Annotated in this window: 30 protein-coding genes; 10 read left to right on the top strand and 20 right to left on the bottom strand. The window is 66.5% G+C overall.

Translation table 11 applies throughout. The features are described from left to right. The first annotated feature begins 2 nt into the window (after window positions 1-2). Together JX552_RS31565 and JX552_RS31560 are read left to right on the top strand one after the other, a co-directional pair. Window positions 3-404 carry a TniQ family protein gene (locus tag JX552_RS31565; protein WP_205878857.1) on the top strand — a complete coding sequence of 134 codons (402 nt, stop codon included), beginning with the start codon at window positions 3-5 and terminating at the stop codon, window positions 402-404. After that, window positions 323-1,150: a hypothetical protein gene (locus JX552_RS31560; protein WP_431196032.1), complete on the top strand. Its 828-nt coding sequence runs from the start codon at window positions 323-325 to the stop codon at window positions 1,148-1,150. Before JX552_RS31565 ends, JX552_RS31560 begins: the two co-directional genes overlap by 82 nt. 500 nt (window positions 1,151-1,650) lie before the next feature. Here JX552_RS31560 and JX552_RS31555 read toward each other — a convergent pair. Both JX552_RS31555 and JX552_RS31550 read right to left on the bottom strand, forming a co-directional pair. After that, window positions 1,651-2,795 (bottom strand): IS3 family transposase gene (locus JX552_RS31555; RefSeq protein ID WP_205878812.1). Its coding sequence is split into 2 segments (ribosomal slippage): window positions 1,651-2,528 and window positions 2,528-2,795, totalling 1,146 coding nucleotides; the frame shifts between segments, so codons are not numbered across the junction. Window positions 2,796-2,854: 59 nt separating this feature from the next. Next, on the bottom strand, window positions 2,855-3,079 hold the full coding sequence (locus JX552_RS31550) for a hypothetical protein (protein WP_205878855.1): 225 nt from the start codon (window positions 3,077-3,079) through the stop codon (window positions 2,855-2,857). Window positions 3,080-3,424: 345 nt separating this feature from the next. On the opposite strand from JX552_RS31550, the gene JX552_RS31545 reads away from it, so the two are divergent. From JX552_RS31545 to JX552_RS31520, 7 genes are all read left to right on the top strand, one after another. Then, complete coding sequence (locus tag JX552_RS31545) at window positions 3,425-4,174, top strand: SigB/SigF/SigG family RNA polymerase sigma factor (RefSeq protein WP_205878933.1); 750 nt, start codon at window positions 3,425-3,427, stop codon at window positions 4,172-4,174. A gap of 419 nt (window positions 4,175-4,593) precedes the next feature. After that, on the top strand, window positions 4,594-4,932 hold the full coding sequence (locus tag JX552_RS31540; protein WP_205878935.1) for a hypothetical protein: 339 nt from the start codon (window positions 4,594-4,596) through the stop codon (window positions 4,930-4,932). 491 nt (window positions 4,933-5,423) lie between these two features. Continuing rightward, entirely contained in the window at window positions 5,424-9,302 is a 3,879-nt protein-coding gene (locus JX552_RS31535; protein WP_205878854.1) for a SpoIIE family protein phosphatase, read from the top strand. After that, window positions 9,185-9,523 (top strand): ATP-binding protein, encoded by a 339-nt coding sequence (locus JX552_RS34390; protein ID WP_431196036.1) that lies wholly within the window; start codon window positions 9,185-9,187, stop codon window positions 9,521-9,523. Before JX552_RS31535 ends, JX552_RS34390 begins: the two co-directional genes overlap by 118 nt. Before the next feature lie 430 nt (window positions 9,524-9,953). Then, complete coding sequence (locus tag JX552_RS31530; RefSeq protein WP_205878932.1) at window positions 9,954-10,409, top strand: hypothetical protein; 456 nt, start codon at window positions 9,954-9,956, stop codon at window positions 10,407-10,409. Window positions 10,410-10,539: 130 nt separating this feature from the next. Next, on the top strand, window positions 10,540-11,013 hold the full coding sequence (locus tag JX552_RS31525) for a hypothetical protein (RefSeq protein WP_205878853.1): 474 nt from the start codon (window positions 10,540-10,542) through the stop codon (window positions 11,011-11,013). 258 nt (window positions 11,014-11,271) lie between these two features. After that, complete coding sequence (locus tag JX552_RS31520; protein ID WP_346779323.1) at window positions 11,272-11,616, top strand: hypothetical protein; 345 nt, start codon at window positions 11,272-11,274, stop codon at window positions 11,614-11,616. A 111-nt stretch (window positions 11,617-11,727) separates the two neighbouring features. Here the strand turns inward: JX552_RS31520 and JX552_RS31515 are convergent, their stop codons facing one another. The 10 genes from JX552_RS31515 to JX552_RS31475 all read right to left on the bottom strand — a co-directional run bounded on the left by JX552_RS31515 (window position 11,728) and on the right by JX552_RS31475 (window position 18,641). Then, window positions 11,728-11,901 carry a hypothetical protein gene (locus JX552_RS31515; RefSeq protein ID WP_205878851.1) on the bottom strand — a complete coding sequence of 58 codons (174 nt, stop codon included), beginning with the start codon at window positions 11,899-11,901 and terminating at the stop codon, window positions 11,728-11,730. Between the two features lie 55 nt (window positions 11,902-11,956). Beyond that, a complete protein-coding gene (locus tag JX552_RS31510) occupies window positions 11,957-12,283 on the bottom strand; it encodes a hypothetical protein (protein WP_205878850.1) in 327 nt (108 codons plus the stop codon). A gap of 77 nt (window positions 12,284-12,360) precedes the next feature. Then, window positions 12,361-12,843 (bottom strand): hypothetical protein, encoded by a 483-nt coding sequence (locus JX552_RS31505; protein WP_205878849.1) that lies wholly within the window; start codon window positions 12,841-12,843, stop codon window positions 12,361-12,363. A gap of 584 nt (window positions 12,844-13,427) precedes the next feature. Beyond that, window positions 13,428-13,835, bottom strand: coding sequence for a hypothetical protein (locus JX552_RS31500; protein ID WP_205878848.1), 408 nt, complete (start codon window positions 13,833-13,835; stop codon window positions 13,428-13,430). A 445-nt stretch (window positions 13,836-14,280) separates the two neighbouring features. Further along, window positions 14,281-14,646, bottom strand: a complete 366-nt coding sequence (locus JX552_RS31495; RefSeq protein WP_205878847.1) for a hypothetical protein — start codon at window positions 14,644-14,646, stop codon at window positions 14,281-14,283. A 32-nt stretch (window positions 14,647-14,678) separates the two neighbouring features. Continuing rightward, window positions 14,679-15,143 (bottom strand): hypothetical protein, encoded by a 465-nt coding sequence (locus JX552_RS31490; RefSeq protein WP_205878846.1) that lies wholly within the window; start codon window positions 15,141-15,143, stop codon window positions 14,679-14,681. 86 nt (window positions 15,144-15,229) lie between these two features. Next, on the bottom strand, window positions 15,230-15,640 hold the full coding sequence (locus tag JX552_RS31485) for a hypothetical protein (RefSeq protein WP_241011299.1): 411 nt from the start codon (window positions 15,638-15,640) through the stop codon (window positions 15,230-15,232). A 318-nt stretch (window positions 15,641-15,958) separates the two neighbouring features. Continuing rightward, on the bottom strand, window positions 15,959-16,657 hold the full coding sequence (locus JX552_RS31480; protein ID WP_241011310.1) for a DUF932 domain-containing protein: 699 nt from the start codon (window positions 16,655-16,657) through the stop codon (window positions 15,959-15,961). Beyond that, window positions 16,588-17,016 (bottom strand): hypothetical protein, encoded by a 429-nt coding sequence (locus JX552_RS33070; RefSeq protein ID WP_241011298.1) that lies wholly within the window; start codon window positions 17,014-17,016, stop codon window positions 16,588-16,590. Before JX552_RS33070 ends, JX552_RS31480 begins: the two co-directional genes overlap by 70 nt. Window positions 17,017-17,438: 422 nt before the next feature. Continuing rightward, window positions 17,439-18,641: a hypothetical protein gene (locus tag JX552_RS31475; RefSeq protein WP_241011297.1), complete on the bottom strand. Its 1,203-nt coding sequence runs from the start codon at window positions 18,639-18,641 to the stop codon at window positions 17,439-17,441. Here JX552_RS31475 and JX552_RS31470 point away from each other — a divergent pair. After that, entirely contained in the window at window positions 18,640-18,780 is a 141-nt protein-coding gene (locus JX552_RS31470; RefSeq protein WP_205878845.1) for a hypothetical protein, read from the top strand. The genes JX552_RS31475 and JX552_RS31470 overlap by 2 nt on opposite strands. A gap of 321 nt (window positions 18,781-19,101) precedes the next feature. Here JX552_RS31470 and JX552_RS31465 read toward each other — a convergent pair whose 3' ends face one another. The 8 genes from JX552_RS31465 to JX552_RS31430 all read right to left on the bottom strand — a co-directional run bounded on the left by JX552_RS31465 (window position 19,102) and on the right by JX552_RS31430 (window position 25,838). After that, on the bottom strand, window positions 19,102-19,344 hold the full coding sequence (locus JX552_RS31465) for a hypothetical protein (RefSeq protein WP_205878844.1): 243 nt from the start codon (window positions 19,342-19,344) through the stop codon (window positions 19,102-19,104). A gap of 76 nt (window positions 19,345-19,420) precedes the next feature. Continuing rightward, window positions 19,421-19,696 (bottom strand): hypothetical protein, encoded by a 276-nt coding sequence (locus JX552_RS31460; RefSeq protein WP_205878843.1) that lies wholly within the window; start codon window positions 19,694-19,696, stop codon window positions 19,421-19,423. Window positions 19,697-20,084: 388 nt separating this feature from the next. Next, complete coding sequence (locus tag JX552_RS31455; protein WP_205878842.1) at window positions 20,085-21,065, bottom strand: DUF3560 domain-containing protein; 981 nt, start codon at window positions 21,063-21,065, stop codon at window positions 20,085-20,087. A 434-nt stretch (window positions 21,066-21,499) separates the two neighbouring features. Further along, complete coding sequence (locus JX552_RS31450; protein WP_205878841.1) at window positions 21,500-22,468, bottom strand: DUF4192 domain-containing protein; 969 nt, start codon at window positions 22,466-22,468, stop codon at window positions 21,500-21,502. Window positions 22,469-22,803: 335 nt separating this feature from the next. Beyond that, window positions 22,804-23,775, bottom strand: coding sequence for a DUF4192 domain-containing protein (locus JX552_RS31445; protein ID WP_205878840.1), 972 nt, complete (start codon window positions 23,773-23,775; stop codon window positions 22,804-22,806). 363 nt (window positions 23,776-24,138) lie between these two features. Beyond that, the gene (locus JX552_RS31440; RefSeq protein WP_205878839.1) at window positions 24,139-24,693 is read right to left on the bottom strand and encodes a hypothetical protein; all 555 of its coding nucleotides are present in this window, start codon (window positions 24,691-24,693) and stop codon (window positions 24,139-24,141) included. 259 nt (window positions 24,694-24,952) lie between these two features. Then, a complete protein-coding gene (locus tag JX552_RS31435; protein WP_205878838.1) occupies window positions 24,953-25,399 on the bottom strand; it encodes a hypothetical protein in 447 nt (148 codons plus the stop codon). A gap of 64 nt (window positions 25,400-25,463) precedes the next feature. Then, complete coding sequence (locus tag JX552_RS31430; protein ID WP_205878837.1) at window positions 25,464-25,838, bottom strand: hypothetical protein; 375 nt, start codon at window positions 25,836-25,838, stop codon at window positions 25,464-25,466. Window positions 25,839-26,149: the final 311 nt, after the last annotated feature.

Genomic DNA, 26,149 nt, shown 5'->3' with positions numbered 1-26,149 from the left:
GGGTGCTGGCCCGCCTGCCGATCCCGGCCGGACCGGCCCGCCACGAGATCGTGCTGTCCTACCTGACCCGTCTCACCGTCCTGCACGGCCTACCAGAGGGCGAACTCTGGAACCACCTCAGCACCACAAGTGCCGCAGACCAACCTGCCCGCAAGCGGGGCCGGGTGGTGGCCGACCGGCTCGCGGTCGCCACCGGCCGCCCTGTCGAGCACCTGGTGCTGGCGCTGCCCGAGCTGCGCGACCGGCACTGGACTGGACGGCCTGGCGGCACCAGTCGCAGCCTGGCTGTCCGCGCTGCGACGCCCGCCACGACGGCGGACCGGTGCTACGGCTGCTGCCACATCACCACTACGTCTGCACCCGGCATCGCTACTGGATCGGCCCACCCGACGCCGGGCAACTAGCGACGCCGCTGCAAGATCGGGTCGGCGACCAGATCATGGCCGCCCAACACCGGCACAACCGGCTGCTGGCCCGATACGGCGCGGCGGTGGTGTTCGATGCCGTGCTGACCGGGTTCCTGATCTGCGGTCACCTCTGGAACCACGGGCAGCGCGAGCAGACCGCGGCCGTCCGCCAATGGGACCAGCGGGCAGAGTCGCTGATCCCGCCCGGCACCGAGACCACCACGTACAGCACCTCGCTGCTGTTCGCCGCCGTTTATCCCGAAGCGGTCAGCCTCGCCGAACTGATCGCCTCCCCGCCCTGGCGGCAGCTCGCCCACTGCGACACCGCGGGGCAACGCATGTTCCTGACCGAAGCGTGTCGCCGTCTCGGCCGAGGCGTCCCCGACCTGGACAACGGGCGCGCCGACGCGATTCGGCACTGGATGATCTTCGACAGCGATCGGCCACCCAGCCGGCCGGACAAAACGTTCCCCGCAACCCGCGAGTACGCAGCGACCCGGCCAGCGAAACCCAACAACGCCAGCCTTGAGCGCGCCCATCGCGAAGCGCGCTGGTTCGCGGTCAAGCGGTACGGCGGCAGCAGCATCCTGCACCACCGCCACGTTCGACCCGTGCTGGCCCGCGAGTGGGCAACCGAGATGGACGGCATCGCCGCGACGATCTCAGCCAGCTCCTCGCTGTTCGACTACGGCGGCATTCGCCGACGGGAACACGAGTGGCAGCACTCCGAAAATGCAAGGTAGAGCACCCAGTACATCCACACCTGGGCGGCATGGCACGCAGTTGCACCGCCGCGGCCGCGACACCGTGCTCTATTACCCCCTGTTACTCAGCGCGCCGGGCCTCGGTCACGCAGAGCATCCCCGCCACCGTCACTGCCAGCGGCGGAACCCTCGATGGTGAGCGGGTCTGGTCGGGCCTACGCAGTCGCCGTTCGTTAATGCGGATCATGGCGCCACAACTGCTCGGTGAATTCGCGAAACGTCACCAAAACCATCGGGTCATGATGACGTAGCAACGCTGACTTACTCATCCAGGCCCACACGCTATATCCCTGGGAATGGGTCAACGCGACAAGTTCATTGCCATGGGCACGGATGAACCCCAGGGCCGATTCAGTGGCGCTGCAGCTGCGAAAGATCTGGTTGCATCGCAGTGTGCAGACATCGTCGTGACAGTGGCCCTGGCGAGTCCCCGTTACTGAGTCCACCCCGTTTTGGAGTCGGGTTTGTTTGATCCGGATTCAGTTGATCTCGCAGGCCACCGGGGTGTGGGTGTGCCGGCAAGCCGCAGCGTACTCGGCGGGGGTTCGATAGCCCAGCGCCGAATGGCGGTGTCGGTGATTATGTTCGTGCTTGAAATCGCCGATCACCACGCGGGCCTCGAACAGGGTGTTCCAGTGGTTGCGGTTGAGGCACTCCTTACGTAGCCGGTTGTTGAACGACTCGATATGCCCATTGATCCACGGGCATCCTGGTGGGATGTAGAGCAGGCCGGTTTTGTTCTCGCAGAATCGTTGCAGCGCTTGGGAAACCAGCTCCGGGCCGTTGTCCATGCGCAGCACCTTCGGCGGTCCGCCGGCCACCGCGAACGCCGTCTCGAGTTCGGTCACGAGACGTTCGGCGGTGATGGAGCGCTCCACGATGTTCAGCAGCGACTCGCGGGTGTGCTCGTCGAGCATCGAGGCGATCTTGATGGCCTTGCCGTCGGTGGTGGAGTCGAACTGGAAATCGATCGCCCACACCACGTTCGGTGCATCGGCTACCACCGGCGGGACCGAGGACACCCCAGACCGCTTACGCGGCGAGCGGATCTTGACCTGCAGGCCCTCCTCGCGCCACAGCCGATGGACTTTCTTCTGGTTGACCTCACGACCCACGTCGTAGCGCAAGGCCGCCCAGGCGCGCCGGAACCCGTGGCAGGGGTGTTTGGTGGCGTAGGAGCGCAGCCAGGCTCGCATCTGGGCGTCTGGATCATCCGGAGTCTGCGCCGCGGGCAAGCGGCGGTAGGTGGAGCGGGCCAGCCCAACGGCCTTGCACGCCAGTCGTTCCGACATACTCAGCGTGTCCTTGAGCATGTCCACGGCGCGCCGCTTGGCAGCTGGGCTCAGAATTTTCCCTTCGCGACCTCCCGCAGCGCGTCCTTCTCCAGTTCGGCCTCGGCCAGCAGCCTCTTCAAGCGCGTGTTCTGCTCGCGCAACTCCCGTAGCTCTTTGGCGGCGTCGGTGTCCATGCCGCCGTAGGCGCGGCGCCAGTTGTACAGCGTGGCGGCTGAGACACCCAACTCGGCAGCGATCTCGTCACCGGTCTTGCCTTCAGCAGCCAGCTCGTCCGCGCGGCGCAACTTGCGCACGATGTCCTCCGCGGAATGCCGCTTACGACCAGCCATGTGTTTCATCGTCCCTTCCAGCCCGACCTCGGGCCACAGGACTCTAAAACAAGCTGGACTCATTCACGGGGAACACGCCAGCCCAGCATGGCGCACAACGCCGCGTTAGCAAATGCAATGCTGCCGTCGCAGCCGACTCCGAGAACGGGGATCGGCAGGCGGTCGAGCACGACAGTGGCCGGTAACTGACGCAGCACTTCACTCGCGGACTGGCCGGCGCTTGTGCTCCGTCTGCGCTCTACGCCGACGTAGTGGTCGGCCTCATCAGCCTGCTGGGCATGCATAGTCAACCTCCGCCGGTCGCGTAGGGGTCGCCACCACCAAAACGTGTAGTTGAGTCATCGTAGAAGCTCACCGGTACTGATTGTCCGCGAATCGGCTCATCCGAGGCGTACCGTCGGTTTGCGCTGATGCTGCGGTTCTGCGGGGTCGATTAAGCGGACGAGCCCGTCGCGCCGTCACCAATCGTTTCGGCAACTTGACTTGCCCGTCGCGCCGAAGCGGTTTTTCCGTCACCGTTTCGGGGTAAACCACAGCGCCGTGTTCAGATCAGAGCCCGCACGAACCCACGACGGCCAAGGGGTCAGGCATTGAAAACGCTGTCCAACGAATACACCGACGTCGCCGACATGTTTATCCAGTTGAGAAAGCTTGAGCCGGGTTCTCGCGCATATCGAAAGCAGCGAGATCTGATTGTGCAACGTTGTTTGCCGCTGGCGGACCATATTGCTCACCGATATCGCGGGCGGGGAGAATGCCTTGACGACCTCACTCAGGTGGCGCGGATGGGCCTAGTACACGCAGTCGATCGGTTCGACGCTGATCACGGTGCGCATTTTCTATCCTATGCGGTTCCCACCATTACTGGTCTCATCCGCCGCCATTTCCGGGACCACGGATGGGCCGTCAAAGCTCCGCGACGCATCAAGGACCTTCACACGCAAATCAATGCGGCTACCCCCGAGCTCGCCCACCAGCTGCAGCGCAGTCCGAATGCCTCCGAGCTTGCCGCGTTCTTGGGTGTTGAGCGAGAACTCGTCGTTGATGCGATGGTCGCGGGCAGCAACTATGCGGTGTTGTCGCTCGACGCGCCCAGGACAGATGACGGCAACCCAGAATCGGCGTTGGGTGAAACGATGGGAAGTGATGATCCAGGCTTGGAGAGGGTGCTTAGCGTGCACACGGCCAGACCGCTCATCGCGGCTCTGCCAGAACGGGAACGGCTTGTGATCAAGCTGCGGTTCTTTGAGGAAATGACCCAGTCCGAGATCGCAGAGCGGCTGGGGTGTTCGCAAATGCAGGTGTCGAGGATTCTTGCGCAAGCGTTACTAAAACTGCGCGACGGCGCCTACCAACCGGACCTGGCCGCGGCGGGCTAAACGCGAGACCACACGCAGCACGCGTTCGGCCACCCATGCCGTCCGCCGCGGCTGGCCGCCTGTCCCCCGGGTCGGGCGCGCCGAACGCGGCCAACCGAGATCGCGCTAGTCAGCACCAGAAATCAACGATCTTCCCGGCAGCCGCCAGCAGCGCCGGAATCACTTCACTCATAGAAAATGCGTCGCTGACGTGGCGATCTCGACCGTAGCCACGGGTTTGTGCCCGTGAATCAGAAGCATCGTTCAATCGATCTGTCGGACACGATAAGGCCCGGCGTCGCGTAGGCGGGACGGCCTTTGCATCCCAAGACGACCGGGGGCTGGCGAACTGGTGCGGCGCGCATTGTTGCCACGCTCGGCATCGTTGGCGGTATAATCTATGTCCGCGCACTAGGACTCTCGCGCGGTGAGGAGGCGCAATGGCCGCCACGACGGGACTGCTGCCACACCGCCCAGGTAAGGCCACCCAGCTGGTCGTCGCATCACCGCTGCCGCAGTCTGCGTCGGCCGTGAACCACGCTACGGGAAACAGTGCGACAGCAGATCCGCCTCTTAGCAGTGAGGCAGTCGGCCCGTCCGAAACGGCGCCGACAGCACTGGACTGGTTGCGTTATTTCGCCCTGGAAGTCCGTAAGCTCGCTTACACGATTTCCGCGGGTGCAGGCGAGCATGCCTTGCTGCAGCTGTCTGAGCAGATGACTGCGCGCGCCAACGAATCGTGCGTGGTGACCGAAGGCTCCCCGCCGGGGGTTGTTTAACGCAAGGGGCCCCTCACCCTTGCGCTGCTACCCCCGCGAGTGGGCTCAGGTGTCGGCGCCTGAGCCCACTCGATCGAATCGACCGTCGGCGTAGCCGCATCGGGCTTCGCGTGCGCCGGTTCGCACGGCGGCGCCGATTAATGACTGCGCGCCACGCCGCCATGCTGGGGTGGCGTCGTCGGGCCCCTTCTGCCATCGATTTCGGTAGCAGACCCGACTATTTCTGGGGTCCGGTCAGACCAACTACTTCACCAGCAAACGTGCCGTCCAAGATCCCGGAGCTACGCGATCGTGTCCTGTGAAGACATTCTTGGGTCGCACCAGCATGCCCGGCGTGCTTTAGGCTGCGATCTAAGTCGCTGTGCCCCGAGGCAGGTATTGGCATGGGACTGATGAGGAGGTCTGGATTGGCCGATGCGTCGAACCCTCACGGCGGCCCCACCTCCCAAGTCGCCTCACCATTTGCTGATGACAGCGAGATGGCGACCCGGATGGCAATGTTCGACTGGTCGGGGTCGCTGCTGGGTCCGGTTGACTTGTGGTCGCAAAGCCTGCGGACCGCGGTGGGTATCTGTCTGAATTCGCGCTATCCCATGGTCATTTGGTGGGGACACGATCTGGTCCTTCTCTACAACGACGCATGGATCCCCATCCTGGGGGACAAGCATCCCGCGGTGGCGCGTCGAGGTCGCGACGTGTGGCCAGAAATGTGGCACATCATCGGTCGGCAATTGCACAGCGTGCTCGAAACCGGGCGCGCCACCTTCTCCGATGACCAGTTGTTACCCACGCAGCGCTTCGGCTATTTCGAAGAGGCGTATTTCACGTACTCCTATAGCGCGATACGTCAGGAGAACGGTCAGGTCGGCGGCGTCTTCACCGCGGTCACCGAAACTACTCAACAGGTGCTCAGCGAGCGCCGACTGCGGACATTGCGCACGCTGGGCGACAGTACTGCACGCGTGGTCACCCAAAGCGCTGCCAGCCGGCAGGCGGTCTGCGAGGCAGCGTTGACCGCCTTGGCCAAGGACCGCGCCGACATTCCGTTCGCCGCGGTCTACTCGATCGATCAAGTCAGCCAGGCAGCCGAGTTGATCTGCGCCACCGGGCTGACCAACCCATCGGCGGTAGCGCAGCCGCCCACGAGACTGGTAGAGGCAGCGCGCTGCGGTGCTGCGATGACGATGATTGCCGTGACCGAGCAATGGGCCCGCGCGGTGTCACCGGCAGCCAATCCGGTGGGGGATCAACCGCCCGAAACCGCCGTCGTCATGCCGGTCCAGTTGGGCGAAGATGGCGCCACTGCTGCGGTGCTGCTTGCGGCTATCACTCCTTACCGCAGCATGGACGACGATTTTCGCGGCTTTCTGCAACTGGTGGCTGCCCAAACCAGCCGAGCCATCAGCGACGCCTTGAACTACCAGGCGCAACGCCGCCGCGCTGAAGCGCTCGCCGAACTCGATAGGGCCAAAACAGAATTTTTCGCCAACGTCAGCCACGAATTCAGGACACCGCTGACGCTGATTACCGGTCCCGCCCAGGAAAGCTTGGTCGACACCGGCGAACCCCTCGGGCCAGCCCAGCGTCAGCGCCTAGAAGTGATCGGTCGCAACGCAGCTCGGCTGCGTCGCCTTGTCGATGATCTGTTGGATTTTGCGACGATCGAAGCCGGGAAACACACCCCCGAGCGCCATCTGGTGGACCTTGCGGCCGCGACCCGCGAACTCGTGGCCTCATTCGAACCGGCTATCTGCGCAGCGGGTCTGCAACTGCGCTCAGACATCCCCCCGTTGCCGCGTCCGGTATCCGTCGACGCTGGTATGTGGGAAAAAATCGTGATGAACCTCTTGTCCAACGCGGTGAAATACACACTGGCCGGACACATTGACGTGCGACTACACCAGATCGGCGACACGGTACAACTGGCTGTGACCGACACCGGGATCGGCATTCCCGCTAGCGAAGTCCCAAAAGTGTTTGACCGGTTTCACCGGGTTCGCGGCCGTGGGGGGCGCAGCCATGAAGGTGCCGGCATCGGTTTGGCGCTAGTCGCCGAATTGGTCCATCTTCATGACGGCAGCATCACGGTGGATTCCGTGGAGGGCCAGGGAAGCACATTCACCGTGGAGGTGCCGTGCCCGGCCATCGACACCCCCGCCGCCGGTGATGTTCAGCACTATCCCCACCGTCTCGAGGTGCCCCTGGCGTATGTGCAGGAGGCGATGCAATGGTCGACCGGCACACACCCGGGCGATGTTCACGCCGCAGCGCAGGCTGTGCAGTCATCGGCATCGCAGATCCCGCAGGTACTGGTCGTGGAAGACATCACCGACATGCGGACATTCATCAGCGAGGTGTTAGCGCCGTATTGGCGTGTGCTGCAAGCAGCTGACGGGCGTCAAGGGCTGCAATTAGCTCGCCGATACCACCCCGATCTTGTGATAACCGACATCATGATGCCGGACCTGGACGGCTTCGGCTTACTCAAGGAGCTGCGCGGCGACCCGCGGACCTCGACCACGCCCGTGGTGTTCTTATCAGCGCGAGCCGGTGAGGAAGCCGCGGTCAGCGGGCTGGATGCCGGAGCCGACGATTACCTTGCCAAACCGTTTTCCACCGTTGAACTCCTCGCGCGGGTGCGCTCAAATCTGCAGCTAGCCCAACTGCGTAACCGCGAAGCCCAATTTCGCCGCACACTGATCGAGGCGATGCAAGAGGGCTTTTATCTCTGCGACGACAACGGCACCGTGATCGAGGCGAATCAAGCGTTCTACGACCTGGTCGGCTACGACGCCGCCGGCCTTCCTTACCCGTGGCCCCAACCCTGGGTACCGGCAGGCGACGTCGACCCGCAGGCCTGGGCCATCTGCGAACAGGCCCACGCCCAGTCGCTGCAGGCAGGCGCGAGACGATTCACCGTCCCGGTCCAACACCGCAGCGGCCGACGGCTCTGGCTGGCCTGTACCTCGACTTTAGTGCATCACCCACGCAGTGGGCAGCAACTGATCATCGCGACCGCTGCTGACATCACCGCGCAGCGCCTCGCGGCCCAGCGCGACGAAACCTTGTCACACTTCGCCGTGGCGATCGCAGGTCATCGCACCACAGCAGCCTTGCTCAGCGCCGCGCTCGAACAACTGGGAAAGCTGTTCGGCGGTCGTATCGTCGTGGCTCAGTGGGACGGCGATACCGCCCAGCCCGCGATGGTGACGTGGCCGCCGACAGCGCTTACCAACGATGATCAGCTATTGGTTTCGGCGGTTCACACGGCGCGACACCGGCCCGCAGCGTCGGTGATCACCGTGTCAGAAAACACCGCCTCGGCGATCGCTACACCGCTCGACGGCAAAGGCGACTGTGCTATCGCGATGAGCTGCGACTCATCACCCACCGCGGGCATCACCGATCGCGAGCTGTTCACCGTGCTCACCAGCCACCTTGCCCAGACGCTGCTAACAGCGCGGGAGTACGAGGCCACCCGCACCGTAGCGTTGACGCTGCAGCATGCCATTCTCGGCCCGACCACACTTCCCCGAGGATTTGCCGTTCGCTACACACCGGCGGAAAAACCGCTGGAAGTCGGCGGGGACTGGTACGACGTCGTCATGCTCGCCGACAACACGGTCGGTGTCGTCGTCGGCGACTGCGTCGGTGACGGACTGTCGGCCGCGGCGGTAATGGGACAGCTCCGCTCAGCTGCTCGCACCCGCCTGCTCGATAACGCCGCACCCAAAGATGTTCTCGAGTCATTAGACCGGTTTGCGCGAGCACTCCCGGGCGCGCTGTGCACCACCGTGTTCTGCGCCGTCATCGACCCCGTTGGTGCGGTCATCCGCTACAGCAGCGCCGGGCACCCCTATCCGATACTAATAACCGCCGACGGCGACCATCGCCTCCTCGACGACGCCCAATCAACGCCGCTTGCGATCAACAGCGCCGCTTTGCCGCGTACCGAATCCCGCACGGTCCTACCCCCGGGTGCCACCGTGCTGCTGTATACCGACGGACTGATAGAGCGGCGAAAAGAATCCCTGGACAGCGGATTCAACCGCGCCATCGCAGCACTCGTGCGCTACCGGGACCGCCATCCCGAAGAGACCGCGGACCGCGTCATGAGTGAGCTGCTGCCCGCCGGCGGGTACACCGACGACGTGGCCCTGCTGCTCTACCGGCAACCGCCCCCGCCGTTTCATCTCCAACTCCCGCCGCCGTCACCAGCATCCCCCGCGCCCGACACCATTTACGCAGCTGGCTGCAAGCCGCCGCCATCGACGATGACGTTGCCGGCGATCTCTTGCTCGCGGCGGGGGAAGCTGTCACTAATGCCGTCGAACACGCCAGCGACGACGTCGCCCATCACGTCGAATTGACGATCACCGCCAACCTCGCAGACTCGTTGATCACCATCACCGTCGGCGACACCGGACGTTGGCGGCCCCCATCTACAGCGCCCAGCGACCGCGGCCGCGGCATCGCGCTTATGCGGGCCCTCGTCGACCACCTCACGGTGACACCGACATCATCAGGGACCACGGTAATCCTGACAAAAAATCTGCGCCAACCACCACACAAACACACCGGGCGGCAGTAACACAGCAGTCGTCATTCCGCCGCCGAGATGGTTGACCCAATATCGCCTATCGGATCGATTCGACAGCGATGCAGGCAAAGTAAGACGCGATCACACACAGTGCTCACCGCGCCAAATAAAATGCAAGGTAAATGCAGACAGGCAGCACCTCGCACTGTCCGCATCCAGCCTTCAAAAGCCAGCATGAGCACGGAGCTGATCGCAACCTTCATCCGGACAGGACACCCTAAGTGTCGGCTGGCTGGTGGGGTGATGCAGGAGCGAAGGGTGTGGCGAGTCGTCACAGGGCGGGCGGGTGGCGCTGTGCTCGCGTAGGCGGGACTGCAGGGGGGCCTGGCCGAGTGCCGCCCGCGGCCGGGGGCAGGATGGAAGATTCCGGCGTTAGCGGTTGGCCGAGAAGCGCTTAAGGAGGGCAACGGGTTTGGACGAGATGCGGGCCCATCAGGTTTTCGGCGAGTGGGGTGAGGCGCTTTGGCACCGGGGGGTGTACTTGGATGGTGATTTTGCGCCGGAGGATCAGGCCGAGCAGTGGGTTGAGGAGTTGGTGTCCAAGGCGTTGACGGCGATGGATGATGCCGGCGTTGAGGTGAGCCGTGGCCCGGTGCGCGTGGTCGGGGACCAGCTGATTGTTGAGCTTGATGGTGTTGACCTGGTGGCGCGGGATCTGCGTGATGGTCATGCGTCGCTGTCGATTGAGGTGATTTTGTCGCGGCTGGATGCGATCGCAGCGGATCGTGGCGCGTTGGCGCGGTGGCATTTTTGGTATACCGGGGACCCGGTGGGCGCCGGGTTTTTCGTCACGGAGCAGGAGATGGTCACCACTGCCGGGGTTGACGTGCGCGAGCTCGACGTCGGAGTGAAGTGGTACCGGCCGGAAATGCCGTAGCAGGCCGCGCGGGGAGCGCGCGCCCGACTGGGAGTCCGCGGAGCCCGGCTGGTGGCGGCTGGGCGGATTGGCGCAGAGTTTTTCGGTTCCATTGCGGCATAGGGCGACTGCGGGGCTTAGCGTGGCAGCCATGGCATCGGGCACAGTGACGAAGGCGGCACGCAGAGCAGCGCGTGAGGCGGCAAGGGAAGCGCAGGATGAGTTGAGAAAGCGAATGCAGGCCAATACTGCGGATCTGGCGACGTACTTCTCTGCTCGCGAACGAGTCGAAGCGGTTGATGAGTGGTTTTCTGAGCGCCAGGCAACGCTGGTCAAGCAAGCTGCGCAAAGGCGCAGTGCGCAGCGCCTCGCGTGCGGGCAGGCGCTGAAATCGATGCGTGATCGCGGCGTGCCGGTGAGCGAAATCGCCCGCATGGCCGCAATCGCGGAAAAGACTGTGCGGGAGTTGGTTCGGGAGGCGGAGACGGGCCCCGAGGATGCAGCGGGCCCGGCGGGTGCGCCGCAGCTGACGATTGTGCGCTCGAATGCTCAATCCCAGGCGCCGGTGGTCGCGGCCGTCGATCCGACAGAGAGTTCCCGGCCGGCCGTCTCGGCGCAGCCGTAGCCGCTTGGGGGTGTCGGCGGGTCAGGCGATGATGCACCGCAGACGAGGCGCGGGAGGGCATCGAAAGCGAAGGGAGTTATGGGGGTTTCGCAACCGCTACGTTTGGTCGTGGATCCGATGGTGCACGCTGAGGAGTTGAGCCGCTTTGAGGCCAACGTCGTGCGGGGTCCTGGCGCCGAGGATTGCGCTATCTGGTGCTCGGCGATCGGTGCTGATGGTTATGGTCGGTTTTGGGTGCGTCGCGGGGGTGCGCGGATCATGTTGCGAGCCAATCGTTATGCGCTGGCGTCCGCGCTGGGCGGAAAGGCGTTGGAACCGTGGGTGCGGGCACTGCACGGTTGTGACAATCCGGCGTGCGTGCGGGTGAGTCCGCCCGGTGAGAGGGGTTTGTTGCACATCGTCGGTGGTTCGCAGCGCGACAACATGGTGATGATGGCCCGCGCGGGCCGCGGTGGTGGCCGGGTGGCGGTGCGCCGCGGTGATCACGGCGTGAAAGCCCGCCGGGCCCGGGCGGTGGCGTTGCGGGAGGCGGTGCGCGGCGGGTGGGACGGCGAGGCGGTGCAGGCGGCGCTGCTGGGTTCGGCTGACCCGACTCTGTGGTAATCGGCAGGGTGGCAGCATTTTTCGGGCCCGGAAGAGTGGCGGCAGCCGGAAGAAAAAAGGGGCCTACCGGCCCGGTGTTGGGAGGCCGGTAGGCCGTGTGATTGCCTCGGTTTAGGTGAGGTCGCAGGCGGCGTTACGCAGGCTTTCGAGCAGCTCGACGTTTTCGCCGAGGGTCATCGTCGTGTGACCCCATTGGGTGTAGGTGCCGGTGAGGGTGTCGATGAGGAAAGGGATCTCCACGTTGCGGTTGTCGATGCGGCGAGTGATGGTGCCTTCGATGATCATGAATGTTCCTTCCGGAGAGGTTGGCCGTGCTCGCTGACGGGTGCCGGCCTGCCGGTCATGGGTGGTATCCCAGGCCGGCGCTGTTGATGCGGCGGGTGATGGGGGCGAGGTTGTAGGTGGTGTCGGTGATGGCTGCCCAGGTTTCCCATCCGTTGATGGCGTTGTTGACGTCGCTGAGTTGGACGTCTGGCCTGCTGATGGGCAGGGTGTCGCCGTTGCGGGGGTGGCCGTACTCGGCGACGACGGCGACGAGTTGGCCGGTTCCGTCGAAAATCCGGCGGTCACCGGGAGGCGCCCAGTTTCGTTCGAAGCGCAGCTGGCGGGCGATGCCGTCGGAGGGGTCGATGAAGTCGTAGGCCAGTGCGTAGTCGATGTCTGACATGGTGATTCCTTTCGTGATTGGGGTGAAAAGAAGGCCAGGCCCGCGGGTGTGCGGACCTGGCCTGGCGGATGGGTTGGTTAGGCGGCGCCGGCGGTGCGAGTGGGGGCGGTGAGCAGGGCGTCGAGGGCCTCGTCGAGGTCGTCCCAGTCGATGACGTCGGCGTCGTTGAACTGGGTGGTCCACATGGGGTCGTCGGCCTCGTGGGGGATGAGGGCGGTGAGGGTGTAGATGTCGGTGCCGCGGGTGGCCCGGTAGGTCCACTGGTGGTGTGGGTCGGCGTGGAAGATCAGTTCGCCGGCACGGACTTTCGTGATGAAGACGTTGGGGGTGTCGTCCAGGTGGGCTGCGGCGACTTCGACGGCGGCCATGAGGTCTCCGTGGTGGTCGTGGGCGAGGAGGATCAGGTGGTGCCCGCTCTCGCGGGTGTACTGGTGGACGGTGGACAACACGATCGGTCCGTGGTTGTGGGCCAGGATGCGGGTGATTCCGTACTGCTGGTCTTGGATGCGGCCGGCGGCCTCGTCGCAGAGGTTGAAGGCGAGTTCGAAGTCGTGGTCCATGGTGTTCTCCCGTTCTGTGTGCTGAGTGGTGCGCCGGTCAGCGCTGGGGAGCGTTCACTGAGGGATTGGTCGTGTTGTCAACCCGGGAGGGGGCGCGGGGCGGGCGGATTTGTCGCCCGCGAGCGTCAGCGAGCTGATAGGGCGGCAAATGTCCTCCGCCGCCCGCACCGCGCCCCTGGGAGGGTTGATTGCGGCCGATCCCGAAGTACGCTTGGCGACCCGCTGACGGCAATAGGGGTGAGGGGCTACGGATTTGACGGCCGCCCAGGCGGCCGTGTCCGCGCCGCCGTGCGGCGCGGTGCGGACCGGTGTGGGTTGGTGAAGGACCCGGCCCGGCCCTCGACGATGCGCGGGCCGGGCCGGGCGGGTGGGTTACCAGCTGCCAATGATGGCGCCGATAGCGTCGGGGATCGACGAGTGGGGGATGCAGCCGCGGAGTCGTCCTAGGTCGTCGTCGCTGAGGTGGCGGCCGGCCCATGCTTGGGCTTGTTCGCGAGTGATAAGCGCTTGAGTGTGGCCCTGCCTGATGAGTCGGCGGGCGAGTGTGCGCACGGTTGACATGGGCTTTCCTTTCCGGCTGGTGGTCACAGTTCGTCGACCAGGCGTTGGGCGGCGCCGGCGACGTCGTGCAGCAGGAGCGTTTCGTCGGCGGCGAGGCGGAGGATTTCGCGTGCGTTGTGGGGGTTGATGCATTCGAAGTGGTCGGCGCGTTGTTGGCGCAGCGTGTTGAGGCGAGTGAGGGTTTGATCGAGTTCGGTCCGGGGGTCGGTTTCACGTTCGACGCGGGCGATTACCAGCCGTAGGTAGTGCAGGATTTCGCGGCGGGTTCCCTGCAGAGCGAGGCCGTCTCCGTTGCCGTTCCACAGTCCGAGGATGTAGGGGGAGGTCAGGTCGTCTTCGTCGTCGGGCCGTAGGTGCTCGATGCCGTTCTCGCGGGTGTGCACGGTGTAGAGAGCGCCGGCGGCGGTGCCCCATTCGATGTGGTTGGACATGGTGGTGTTGTTCTCCGTTCTGAGAGTTCAGTTGTGCGCCGGTCGGCGTGGGGTGCGCGGGACCGGCGGGTTGGCGCGGTCCACCCCGGCCCGGGGGTCAGCAGGAGGCGGATTTGACCGCCCCGGCGAGCCCGGCGCGCAGCGCCGCGGGGCGAGCCTGGGATAGGGCGGCGAATGCCGCTGGCGCCGCACGGGCGAGCGCAGCGAGAACGGGCGAGCTGGCCCCGCGGGCCCGGGTTGACGGCGACAGCAGTCCCCGCCGGTCACACTGGCCATCCCCGCTGACGGCATAGAAGATGAGCGGTTTGCAGATTTCGCGTTTGCGCCGCGCGGGTGACAACGCACCCGGCCGGCCATCGGCCCGGGTTGCGGAGGGCGGAGAAAAGGGGGCCCGGCCAGCCCCCGTGGTGGGTGTGCTGGCCGGGCCTGGATTATGTTGCGGATCTCACCATGGCGTTGCCTGGACGAGGGATTGGACAAAGAGCCATTCACCGCGGGCGGCGAGGTCGCGGTTGCGGAATGTGGGTTGTTCAGCGAAAGTGCGAGGGTCACATGCGATTCGCCATTTCTTATCGATGAAGTTGCGCGAGACGCATCCGCATCCGCCGTTGGGCCAGGTGGTTTCGACGACGTACCATCCGCCGTGTCGCCACCAGTGGTAGGTGAACGTGGTGGGTGGCTCGCCGGCCATGCGGTGTTTGGCCAGTGCAAGCGGGCTGATGTAGACGCCGCTGCGGTGTCGGAACCAGCCGCTGTGTGGGGCGGAGTCTTGATGGGTGTGCGGGATGGCGGTGAGGTCGAGTTGCGGCATGGGGTTGCCCTTTCGGTGTCGTTTTGTGGTGGTCACAGGTCGTGGGCGGGTGCGACGGTCAGAGGCACGCTGGCGCGGGTGATGGCCCAGGGTCCGTCGTTGTAGCGGGGAAGGGCCCGTATGAGGGTGTCTTGGAGGACTCGGCAGAACGCGTTGGCTTCGCTGGTTTCCCAGTCAGCCAGATCGGCGCATTGGTAGACGAAGCATTCGAGAGCGCTGAGGATTTCGATGATCGACCAGGTGGTGTGCTGCGGGCGCTGGTAGCGGTATTCAGATGGGGGCTCCGGCGCCCGGGCGGGGGACCGCCCGTGGTTGGCGGCGGCGATGTTGGTGTCGACCAGCATCTGCCCGGTTTCGTCGAAGTTGTCGCATCTGAGTTGGCCGATGCGTGAGGGGTTGTCGTAGTACCAGGTGAGGTTGGTGTAGATCCCGCGGAATTTGTCTGCGGCCCAGAGCAGGACGTGGATGTGTTCGTGGGAGAGGGCGAATGCGCTCATGGTGGTGTGCTCCATTCAGGTGTGAGTAGTTGGTGGTAGGCCCGGGCGGGGTGCCGTGTGGGGGCGCCCGCCCGGGCCGGGTGTGCTCAGCGCGCAGTGAGTGCGGCGCAGAGTTCGTCGGTGGTGAGGCGGTTCCAGCCGACCGACTCGCAGAGCCAAGCGGTTTCGCCGACGACGACCACGTCACCGACCGAGAGGCTGCGATGGCCGGCCAGGCGGTAGCGCAAAGCCCAGTCCTGGTCGGGCTCGTCGATGTTGAGTTGTTCGAACACGACTTCCAATGCGGCGTTGGAAAGTTCGTGGGCGAGGACGTGCTCGGCGATCTCCAGCTCGAAGCTGGCGGCCTGGCGCAGCTCGGCGGGTAGGGGCTGGTGGTTGGTGATGCCCCAGTGGCGGTCGGGTGATTCGTTGAGGTACACGGTGGTGTGCAGGTTGGGCATGGTGGTTCCTTCCGGGTTGTGTTTGTTCGCGCCGGTCAGCGCTGGGGTCGCGGTCAATCGGTCGAGGGTGGGCTGTCAACCCCGAAGAGTCCGGTGGTGGTGTCGGCGGATTTTCGGCCCGCGAGCGCCAGCGAGCTGATATGGCCGAAAATGTCCTGTGCCGCCGGCACCAGCACCGGACGTGGGTTGACCGCTCGGGCCCCGGCCGATTAGGCTGCGGCCCCTTGCTGACGGCAAAGAGGTGAGCGGCTACGGGTTGTCACGGCCGCGCCGCGGCCGTATCCGCCGCGCTCGCGGCGGTGGGTGTGAAAGGACCAAAAAGGGGGCCCGGCCAACCCTCCGTGGTGGAGAGCTGGCCGGGCCCATCGGTGTGAGCTACAGCGTTTGCAGCAGCCGGAATGCTTGGGCCTTCAGCGATTGCGGGCTGGCGGCCGAGGCGATGCTGCGCAGGGCGCGGGTTTGGCTGGCGGCGGTTGAGGTTCTGGCGCCGCGCACGGGTACGTGGTGGTCGAGGTATTCGGTGACCGCGTTGTAGGCGGCCCACCGGGTGCCGGCGATGGGTGTGATCGTCGGGGAGGAGGTCCACAGTTTGACGATGCCGTTGGCGCGTTCGCTGCGGTGACGGGCGGTGGCGGCGCTGGTGGCGGAGTCGACCTCGAGCAGGGTGTTGGCGAATCGGCGAACTTCGTCGGTGTCCATCGGGCGCGCGTAGAGTTCGGCGGCTTCGGCTTCGAACGCTTCGATGTAACGCCAGGTCAGTTTCAGGGCGTTGCGTGCCTCTTGGATGGCGGCGCGTGCCCCTCCGGTGTGGCGGATCCCCCAGCTGGCTTTGGCATTGCGCAGAGCGGCCGATTGGGTGTTCTTGCACACGATGCGCACGGGTGTGACCAAGAAGGTGAACCTTGAGGACCCGTCGTGGGAGTTCAGGGCTGCAAGGTAGAGGTCGGTGCGGTCCTGGGTTCCGTCGCGGCCGTCGAACACGATGGTGTTGGGCAGTTTCATCGTCATGAACGTTTCGCGGCCCCCGCGCAGGGCACCTGCGGTTTCGAAGTGCGCCCCGGAGGCATCGACCAGGGCGTCAAGCAGGTCGCAGGAGGCTTCGTTTTGGACGGGCTCGTATTTGGAGCCGACCACCCGAGGACGTCGAGGCGGCCGTTGATGGGGTTGGTGCGCACGGTGGCGTAATAGTCGGGCACGGCCAGGGGTGCCGGGGTGGTGACGCCGGTGGGGTCGATGACGGGTTCCTGGGGGACCTGTAATGCCATCTTGCGGACGTCCCAGCCGGCGAGGTGGGCGGCTTGGAGGGCTTCGTGGGCCGTCATGGCGTGGCCGACGGACTGTCCGAGTCGGTGCCAGTGGTCAGAGCGTGAGTTGGCGAAGCTGACGTGGGCGATGCCGTTGGCGTCGGTGGTGATGTCGAGTTCGTGTGCCATGATGTCTTCCCTTTCGGTGGAAGGTGTTTGGTGTGCGCCGGTCGGCGCTGGGTGTGTGCGGGACCGGCGGGGCGGCGCAGTCAACTGGGCCTGGCGGGGGGCCGGGAGGCGGATGTGCGGCCCGGTGAGCCCGGCGCGTAGCGCCTTGGGCGAGCCTGGGTAGGGCCGGGCACATGCCGCCGGCGGCGCACGGGCGAGCGCAGCGAGAACGGGCGAGGGCCCGCGGCGGCCGCGGTTGACGGCGGCATTTGCCCCGCCGGTCATACTTGGCACCCCGCTGACTGGATAAATGGTGAGGGGCTACGGATTTCGGCCGCCGCCAGGCGGCCGTTTGCCGCCATGGGGCATGGGTGCGGTGCGGTGCAGGAAGAAGAGTGGGCACCGGCGCGCGCGGGAGATGGCCGGCCAGATGTGTGGCCGCGTCAGAACAGGGCGTCGCCGACTGCCTCGTGCCACCATTGTTCGAAGCCGGGGCGTTGTTTGTCGACCGGGCCCAGGGGGGCTGCGACGATGAGGTGGTCAACGCCGTGCACGCTGCGGTCTTTCAGGACGTGGCGGATCACCCCGTCGACGCCACGCACCCGCTGCCCCGGCTCGCGGGCCAGTTGTGCGGCCATCTGTGCCCGGGTGCCGGTGGCGATCGTGCGGATCGAGCGCGCTGTGATCCCCCGTCCACCGGCTGGGCCGCGCCGCTGCAGCCGGCGGACCTCGTAGAGAGCCCAGGGTGATCGTTGCAGGCGGGTTTGGAAGCGTGTCACCACGTCGTCGAGGCCGGCGCGGGCCACCATGTCGGCGGCGCTACTGCCCGAGATGAGCGTTTGGGCGGGGTTGAGGCTGCGGGCAACGAATTCCAGAAAGAGCGCTTCGGCGGCGCGGTCGGGCTCGGCGCGGAAGCGGCGGATCTGGTGGGCCCGCCCGGTTTCGGTGGCCATGCTGAACGGGCAGAAGCTGCAGGCCGATTTGGGAATGCTGGCACCGATTTCGGCGAGCAGGAAGTCTTGGCAGTCTTCGCGGTTCCAGCCCCACTCTTGTAGCGGATACCAGCCAGTCCTGGTCGCGGTGTTGTAACCGCGGTCCTTGGTCGAGCGGCCGGCTTCGTTGGCCTCGTAGCCGATGGCGTGCCTGTAGGGGCGCCCGCTGGTGATGCGGGCGATGACCGGGTCGAGGGCGTCACCCTTGGAGTGCATGGAGCAGGCGCGGATCCCGCCGAGTTGGGGAAGGGTTCCGGCGGAGAGCATTTCATCACCGAGGGTGTAGTGCCCGGCTGCGAAGAGCTGCCCGGTGCAGCGGGAGTCATTGAGGACCACGACGCCCCCGCCTGCTCGTGTTGTCCTGCGTTGTGAGCGTGCGACCTGGAGGTAGCGCACGCGGTGTCGGCGAAACAGGGGCAGGACATGACGCTCGACCGCCTCGACCGTAGAGGTCCACTCGTGACCGGTCATGGCCGTCACGACGACGAGATCCTCGACCTCGAAGTCACGCGAGTCGGGGTCGGTGAGCCAGCGGACGAGCATGGCCGAGGAGTCCAGTCCCAGCCCGAAGCTGGCGACCACACTCGGTGGTCGGCCGCCGCCCCCGGGGCTGTGGGTGGTGAGGATTTGGCTATCGAGGTAGGTGGTGTCCATGGCGGTGTCCTCGTTCTGTGAGTTCGGCGTTGCGCGCCGGTCGGCGCTGGGTGTGCGCAGGACCGGCGGGCGGCGCGGTCAACTCGGCGCGATGGGGGGCCGGGAGGCGGATGTGCAGCCCGGTGAGCCCGGCGCGTAGCGCCTTGGGCGAGCCTGGGTAGGGCCGACACATGCCGCCGGCGGCGCACGGGCGAGCGCAGCGAGAACGGGCGAGGGCCCGCGGCGACCGCGGTTGACGGCGGCATTGGCCCCGCCGGTCATACTTGGCACCCGCTGACTGCAAAAAAGCTGAGGGGCTACGGATTTCAGGGCCGCCTGGGCGGCCGCATCCCGGCGCTCATGGGTGCGCCGGGGATGGATGCGGAAGAAAATGGGGGGCCCCGGCCAGACCGTGTTCGTCGCTGGTGCTGGCCGGGACCGGATAGGGCGGCTGGTGTGCGGGCCTGGCGCGGGTAGTGGGTTAGCGCCGGCCGGTGATGCGGTCGAGTTGGCCCCTGATGTCTGTGGCGGTGAGGTTGGCGAACATCAGGCGGCCTTGGTCGTCGAATTCGTATTTGGAGGCGACTGGTTCGCGGATTTCGCGGGTGAGGACCAGTTCGCCGGTCGAGGAAAGGTAGCGGCACATGCGGCGATAGTCGGCGCCGGTGAGGCTGTCGAGCTTCGGGTTCATGTAGGTTTCGATGCGAGTGATGTAGGTAGGCAACGGCTTTCCTTTCGAGGGTGGGTGTGCAGGGAGTCGTGACCGACCGGGGTTGGCTGGCCCGGCCGGCGTCGGCGGGTTATCCGCGCTCGGTGATGATGTGGGTGATGGCGCATGCGGCGCGGGTGAAACGTTGGCTGTCGTCGATGAAGGCGGCGACGTCGCGGCCGTGGTGAGTGTCGGCGAATTCGGCGTCGTAGACGTGGTTGCTGGAGAGTTCGGCCAGGCTGATGCTGGCGTCGTGAAGTGCGGCCAGTGCTCTGTTGAGCGCGCCGGTGAGCTTGATGCGGTGTTCGTCGATGAGCATGGCTTGCTCGGTGTAGAAGTCGTCTTCAGTGAGGTCGTGGGTGGTCATGGGTGTGTTCCGTTCTGTGTGCTGAGTGGTGCGCCGGGCAGCGCACCGGCGGGGTTAATCGGGTGAGGGTGGGCTGTCAACCCCGAAGAGCCTGAGGGTCGGCGGCGACGGATTTTCGGCCGCGGCGAGCGGCAGCGAGCGTGAGGGGCCGGAAATGTCCTCCGCCGTCGGCGCCGACCCCGGGCGTGGGTTGACAGCTCGGGTCCCCGGCCGATTAGGCTGCGCCCCTTGCTGACGGCATAGAAGGTGAGCGGCTCTGGATTTCGCGGCCGTGGGGGCGGGGCCGGCCGGCGCCGTGCGCGGACCAGCCGGCCTCGGAGAGGGCGGAAGAAAAAGGGGGACCGGCCAGCGCGGGGAGTTGGTGAGCTGGCCGGGCCCGCGAGTGTAGCTACTGATCGGTGGTGGCGGGGGTGTGCCTCACGGGTCGGTGGTCGGTGATCTTGTGGTAGGCGACGGTGTCGGTCCAGGATGCGTTGTCGTGCAGCCGGATTGATACGGATTTGGTGTTGACGCGGAGGACGGTGTACCAGCTGTTGAGGTATTGGATGAGGTCGCCTTTGGCGATGGTGTCCCGGCTGTAGGTGTTGGCGATTCCCTGGGCCTGCTGGGTGGCGTAGATGTTCTTCCAGTAGGTGATGCCGTCTGCGCGCTGGGCCATGCGGGCGATGATCTGCTCGCGGTGAGATCCGGTGGCCGGCGGGAATTCGTCGGCGTACTCGACGGTGGCGGTGCGTGCGATGACGCGGCGGTGTCCGTCGAGTTGGCGCTGGTCGGCGCGTTGTTCGGCTTCGAGTTTGTCGATGCGGTTCTTGACGGTGATCGGTGCGTAGCGCTGGGCGGTGGTTTGTGTTGCCGCGGCAGCGCGGGCGGCGGCGGTGTCGGCGGCATCGGTGGCGTCGATGGCACGCCGTGTGGCTTGGTTGGAGCGTGCGATGGCGTTGCGGTGGCGCCGTTCGCTGTGGTGGCCGATCTTGATGGGTTCACCGCCGGGGGGCAGGGCGTCCATGGCGCGTTGTTCGGCCTCCCACGCCGCGTGGGCGTCCTGGGCGCGGCGGTCGGCTTTGTCGTTGAGGACCTCGACGCGGTGGGCTTGGCGCTCGGCGCGATCAGCCTCGGCTTGCGCGGCGGGACGGTGTGTGTCGTCGATGTCGAGGGTGACGGTGTGGCCGGCCTCGCGCAGTGCTTGGGCGGCGGCGGTGATCTTGTGGCGGTTGGGTTGGCGGTCGCGGCTGTGGGCGATGCCCCACAGGCCAAGGGTGCGGAACCAGCGGAATCCCGCGGCTTTGAGGATGGTGTTGGTGCCGTCGCCGCGGTTGGTGCCGTGGACGAGGGTGCCTTCTGCGGCGCTGTGGGTGATCTGTACGGACACTGGGGTGTTCTCCGTTCTGTGGTGTTGTTGGTGTGCGCCGGTCGGCGCTGGGTGTGTGCGGGACCGGCGGGGCGGCGCCGTCAACTGGGCGCGATGAGGGCACGGGAGGCGGATGTGCGGCCCCGGTGAGCCCGGCGCGCGGCGCCTTGGGCGAGCCTGGGTAGGGCCGACACATGCCGCCGGTGGCGCACGGGCGAGCGCAGCGAGAACGGGCGAGGGCCCGCGGCGGCCGCGGTTGACGGCGGCATCAGCCGCGCCGGTCAAACTTGGCACCCCGCTGACTGCAAAAAATGTTGAGGGTTCTGTATTTCGTGCGCTACGAGCCATGCCCCGCCCCGGTGTGCGGTCGCTGGCCTGGATAGGGCGGGAAGAAAAAGGGGGCCCGGCCAACCCTCCGTGGTGGAGAGCTGGCCGGGCCCGGGTTCGGCGCCGGTTTAGTGGGCGCGGCGGGGTTGGCCGGCGGTGGAGGTGATGAGCACGTCGCGGATCTTGGCCGGGTTGATACCGGAGTTCAGGGCGACTTCCAGCAGGTTGGCCAGGCCGGGCCGGGGGGTGCCGGTGGACTCGGCTTCGGCGAGAGCGGCTTGGACCGCGATGCCGGCGCGGATGGTGTCACGGTCGAGGCACAGGCATGCCGCTGCGACGGTGAGTGCCTCGGCGCGGGGGCGCCCACGCAGCCGCCGGCTGATGTGGGTCCATAGGTCGGCCGCGGACGCGGGGTGGTCTACAGCAAGCCCGATCATGGCGTCACGCACGGCGGGGTGCCCGGTGATGGCGATGCCGGCGCGGGCGGCCAGGGTGGGGCTGGTGATGGGTGTCGCGCCCTGCAGGATTGCCGCGATTTCGGCTTGGGCGTTGGCAGCGAGTTCGTCGTGGTCGGCAATGTCGATCTGTGGTGCAGCCGGTAGGTACCCGAAGTCCGCGGTGATGTCCTGGCGGCTGCTGCGGATCTGCTTGCCTTCGTTCAACACGAATTCGGCGGTGGCCTGGCCATCGGTGTAGGGGTAGGTCTGGCCGTAGTTGCCGGTGTCGATGTCGAGCCATTGACCGGCTTCGGTCACGTTGCGGGTGTAGAGACGGTGCAGAACGCGAATGCCGCTGGCCTGCAACACATCGCGGACCGCATCCATGAGTGAGGCGACGTGATCGTCGTCGTGATGGTCGCAGATCGCTATGACGGTGGCGGCGACGACGCCATCGGAGAGCACGTCGTGGGTGGGCAGCTGGGCAATCTGCTCAATCGTGGCGGTGCGGTCCAGTCGCATGGCGCAGTAGATGCCGATGGTGCCGCCTTCGGTGCGCTGGTAGAGGTAGATCACCAGGCTGTTGGTGGGGATGAATCCGAGAAGGCAGGGCGCGGCGGCCAGCAGGTCGGCGGGGGTGCGAAGGCTGATCTGAGACATGATGTTTCTCCGTTCTGTGACTGGTTGTGGTGCGCCGATCGGCGCTGGGGTGCGGTCACTGAGGGATTGGTCGTGTTGTCAACCCTCGGGAGGGGGCCCGGGGCGGGCGGATTTGTCGCCCGCGAGCGTCAGCGAGCTGATAGGGCGGCAAATGTCCTCCGCCGCCCGCCGCGCGCCCCTGGCAGGGTTGACTGCGACCAGCCCCGAAGTACGATGGGTGCCCCGCTGACTGCAAAAAGGTTGAGGGGCTGCGGGTTTCGGATCGGGAGCCGGACGAAAGAGGGGGGACGTGGCCCCAGCCGCCCGGGATTGCCGAGCGGCCAGGGCATGGATAGTCACGGTTGGGGCGGACCGTCGCCGCGGCGGGCGAATGCTGCGGTGATGGCGGCACGGATTTCGGTGGGTCCGAGGCCTTCGGTGAGCTTGCTGTCGAGCGCGACCGCCAGATCGGGGTCGGGAGTGTGGGTGGCTTGGGCTTCAGCGAAGGCGGCTTGGAGTGCAAGCGTTGCGTGGACGGTGTTGCCCTGCAGGCACAGGCTGGCGGCGGCGATGGTGAGGGCTTCGGCGCGGGGTTGGCCTCGTAGGCGCCGGCCGATGTGGGTCCACAGGTCCGCGGCGGCGAGCGGCTGGTCGATCGCCAGGCCGATCATGGCGTCGCGCAGGGCGGGGTGGCCGGTGATGACGATGCCGGCGCGGGTGGCCAGGGTGGGGTCGGTGTGGGGGCCTCCCAGCAGGATGTCGGTGATGTCATCGAAGGTGTCAAGGACGAGGTTGGCGTGGTCGGCGACTGCGACGGGCGGTGCGGGCGGAAGATGCTCGAAGGCGGCGGCGATGTCGTTGCGGGTGCGGTGGATCGGTGTTCCGGAGTGCACGAGCCGGGCGGAGTGCAGCGAGTCGGTGTAGGGGTAGGTGTCGCCGTGATCGCCGGTGTCGGCGTCCAGCCAGTGCCCGGGTGTGGTCACGTCTCGTGCGTAGATCCGGCGCAGCACCCCGACCCCGTTGCGTTGCAGCGCCTCTCGGACTGTGTCGAGGATGTGTCTGGCGTGGATGTCGTGGCGTTGCTCGCAGATCGCCAGAAGGATGGCGGCGTCGTAGCGATCGGAGCGCAAGGCGCAGATGGTGGGGAAGTTGGCGGCTTGGCTGGTGGTGATGGTGATGTCGAAGCACACCACGTCTCGTACGCGGATGCCGCCGTTGGGCGCCCGCTGTACCAGGTAGACGACCATGCTGTTGGTCGGCACATATTTGAGCAGGGCGGGGCAGGCGGCGAGCAGGTCGGCGGGGGTGCGAAGATCGTTGTAAGACATGGCGTTTCTCCCGTTCTGGCTACTGAGTGGTGCGCCGGTCAGCGCGGGGTCGCGGTCACTGAGGGATGGGGCGTGTTGTCAACCCGCGGCGGGCCGGTGCGGGCGGATTTGTCGCCCGCGAGCGTCAGCGAGCTGATAGGGCGGCAAATGTCTTCCGCCGCCCGCACGGTCTGCGTGCAGCGGGTTGACTGCGGCCCATCCCGAAGTACTCTGGGCGACCCGCTGACTGGAAAAATGGTGAGCGGCTGCGGTTTGCGCGGCGGCACCGTAACAGCGGGGCGCGGGGTGTGCGCTCATTTGCGACAGAACACCGGAGCTGCCCGGCCCACCGGGAGCGGGCCGGGCAGAGTCGCGCCCGCGCAGCTACCCGTCGCTGCCGGCGGGTACCGCTGCCCAGCCGGCTGGGGGTGTCGTCTGGGTGTAGCAGATCCGGTCGCGCACCCAGCCGCCGTAGGCGCGTCGTGCAGCATCAGCGTCGGCGTCGCCGTACTCGGCGGTGAGCAGTGGCAGCGGGGTGCGGCGGTGGCCATCGACGTCGGTTCGCAGAGCGTCGTCGGCGATGTATTGCTGCTTGTCGAGGTTGCACAGGTACCCGGCCGTCCCCAGGCTGGTAGCCGGCATCGCCCGGTTCGGGTCGACGTCGTCGCATACCAGGCCCTCGAAGCGCACGAAGTGCTTGTCCTCGATGAGGAAAAAGAGGTTGGTGTCCGCGCCTGGTTCGTTGTCGGCGTAGTCGCCGGCCCAGGCCAGCCGCAGGCCACCGTCGAGACTTAAGAGCGTCTGCACGGCGGCCATGAGCGGGGTGTCGGCGCGGGTGTGGCCGTAAAGCTTGTGGCCCGAACCGTAGTCCGCGGGGTCCAGTGCGGCGACGATGCGGCCGTCGCTGCTGAGGAAGGTGGGTGTGAAGTATTGGCCCATGACGTGTTCTCCGTTCTGTGGTGTTGCTTGGTGGGCGCCGGTCGGCGCTGGGGGAGCGGGGACCGGCGGGGCGGCGCGGTCAACTGAGCCGACGGGGGCGCGGGAGGCGGATGTGTCGCTGCGGCGAGCCGGGCGCGTCAGCGCCCCTGGGCGAGTCGCGGTGGGGCGGCACATGCCGCCGGTGACGCACGGGCGAGCGCAGCGAGAACGGGCGAGGGCCCGCGGCGGCCGCGGTTGACGGCGACAGCAGCCCCGCCGGTCATGCTGGGCGCCCCGCCGACTGGTGAGATGGTGAGGGGATGCGGTGCTCCTCGGCGGTCTCGATGTAGGCGGCGTCGGTGAACAGGACGGCGTCGGCAGTCCAGATCGGTTGCCCGGTGGCGGCGATGATGAAGGTGCCGCGTTCGTGTGGCCGGTAGGAGATCCGTTGGGGCTGGGCCAGTTCGACCTCGGCGAGGGTGCCGACGATCCAGGCGTGCACTTCGCGGGCGGCACCGGCAGCGATGCGCAGCCGGATCCGCTCGTAGATGTGCATGTGGCAGCGAGTGAGGCCGACCGCGTGGGCGTGGGCGACGACGCGCCCTTTGTGGGGGCCATCGAGTGCCCGCAGCGACCACGCCTGCTTGTGGAGGTTCTTGTAGACCGCGACGCGGTGTCCGGCGAAGGGATCGCGGCCTGCATTGGGCTGAATGTGCTGGTGTGTCATCGTGTTTGTCCTTTCGGTGCTAATGGGTTCGGTGACGCCGCGCCTTGAGATGTCCTGGGCGTGCTCATGGATGTGCGTGAAGCTGCGCCAGGGTGGCCTTGGCTTCTGAGATCGCTTGCGCTATTAGGTCTGGGCCGTAGCCGTTGGCGAAGTCGTCGTCGTCTCCGTCCAACGGGGATAGGCGCTGGTACTCACCGTCGACAGGAAACGAGCCGTACTCGCAGCCCGACAGCGATGCCGCGCCCAAGACGATGCCGGCCTTGCTGGCGGCGACTTCGGTGGTGACGTAGCGCCAGTGGCCGCGGTGCCAGGCCACCACAGCTTCGCTGTCGTAGTAGCCGAGGCAGGCGTGGGGGCTTGCGTCGGGATCGGGTAGCAGTCGTGCCTGAAGGGCGAAGCCGTCGATGGTGGCTAGGGTCTTGCGCTCGATGATGGTCATGGTCTTGTCCCTTTCGGTTGTGCCGGTTGCCGCTGACTGGCCTGGTGGCCTCGTGGCCTTTTCCGATTCCGTTGTGGCTGTGCCGCATTCGCGCGGTCAGCGCACGGGTGTGTGGGGGACCGGCGGGCGGCGCGGTCAACTGAGCCCGGCGCAGAGGCAGAAGGCGGATTTCGGCCTCGCTCGTCCGGCGCGCAGCGCCTTGGGCGAGCTCGGGTGGGGCCGCAAATGCCGCCGAAGCCGCACGGGCGCAGCGGGAGCCGCCCCTGGGCGGCGGTAGCGCAGCACGGGCGAGCCCGCGCCCGGCGCAGGTT

Source organism: Mycobacterium gordonae, from assembly GCF_017086405.1.
Classification (GTDB): Bacteria; Actinomycetota; Actinomycetes; order Mycobacteriales; family Mycobacteriaceae; genus Mycobacterium; species Mycobacterium gordonae_D.
Note: the sequence above shows the minus strand (reverse complement) of the source record. Positions and strands in the feature narration are given on the sequence as shown.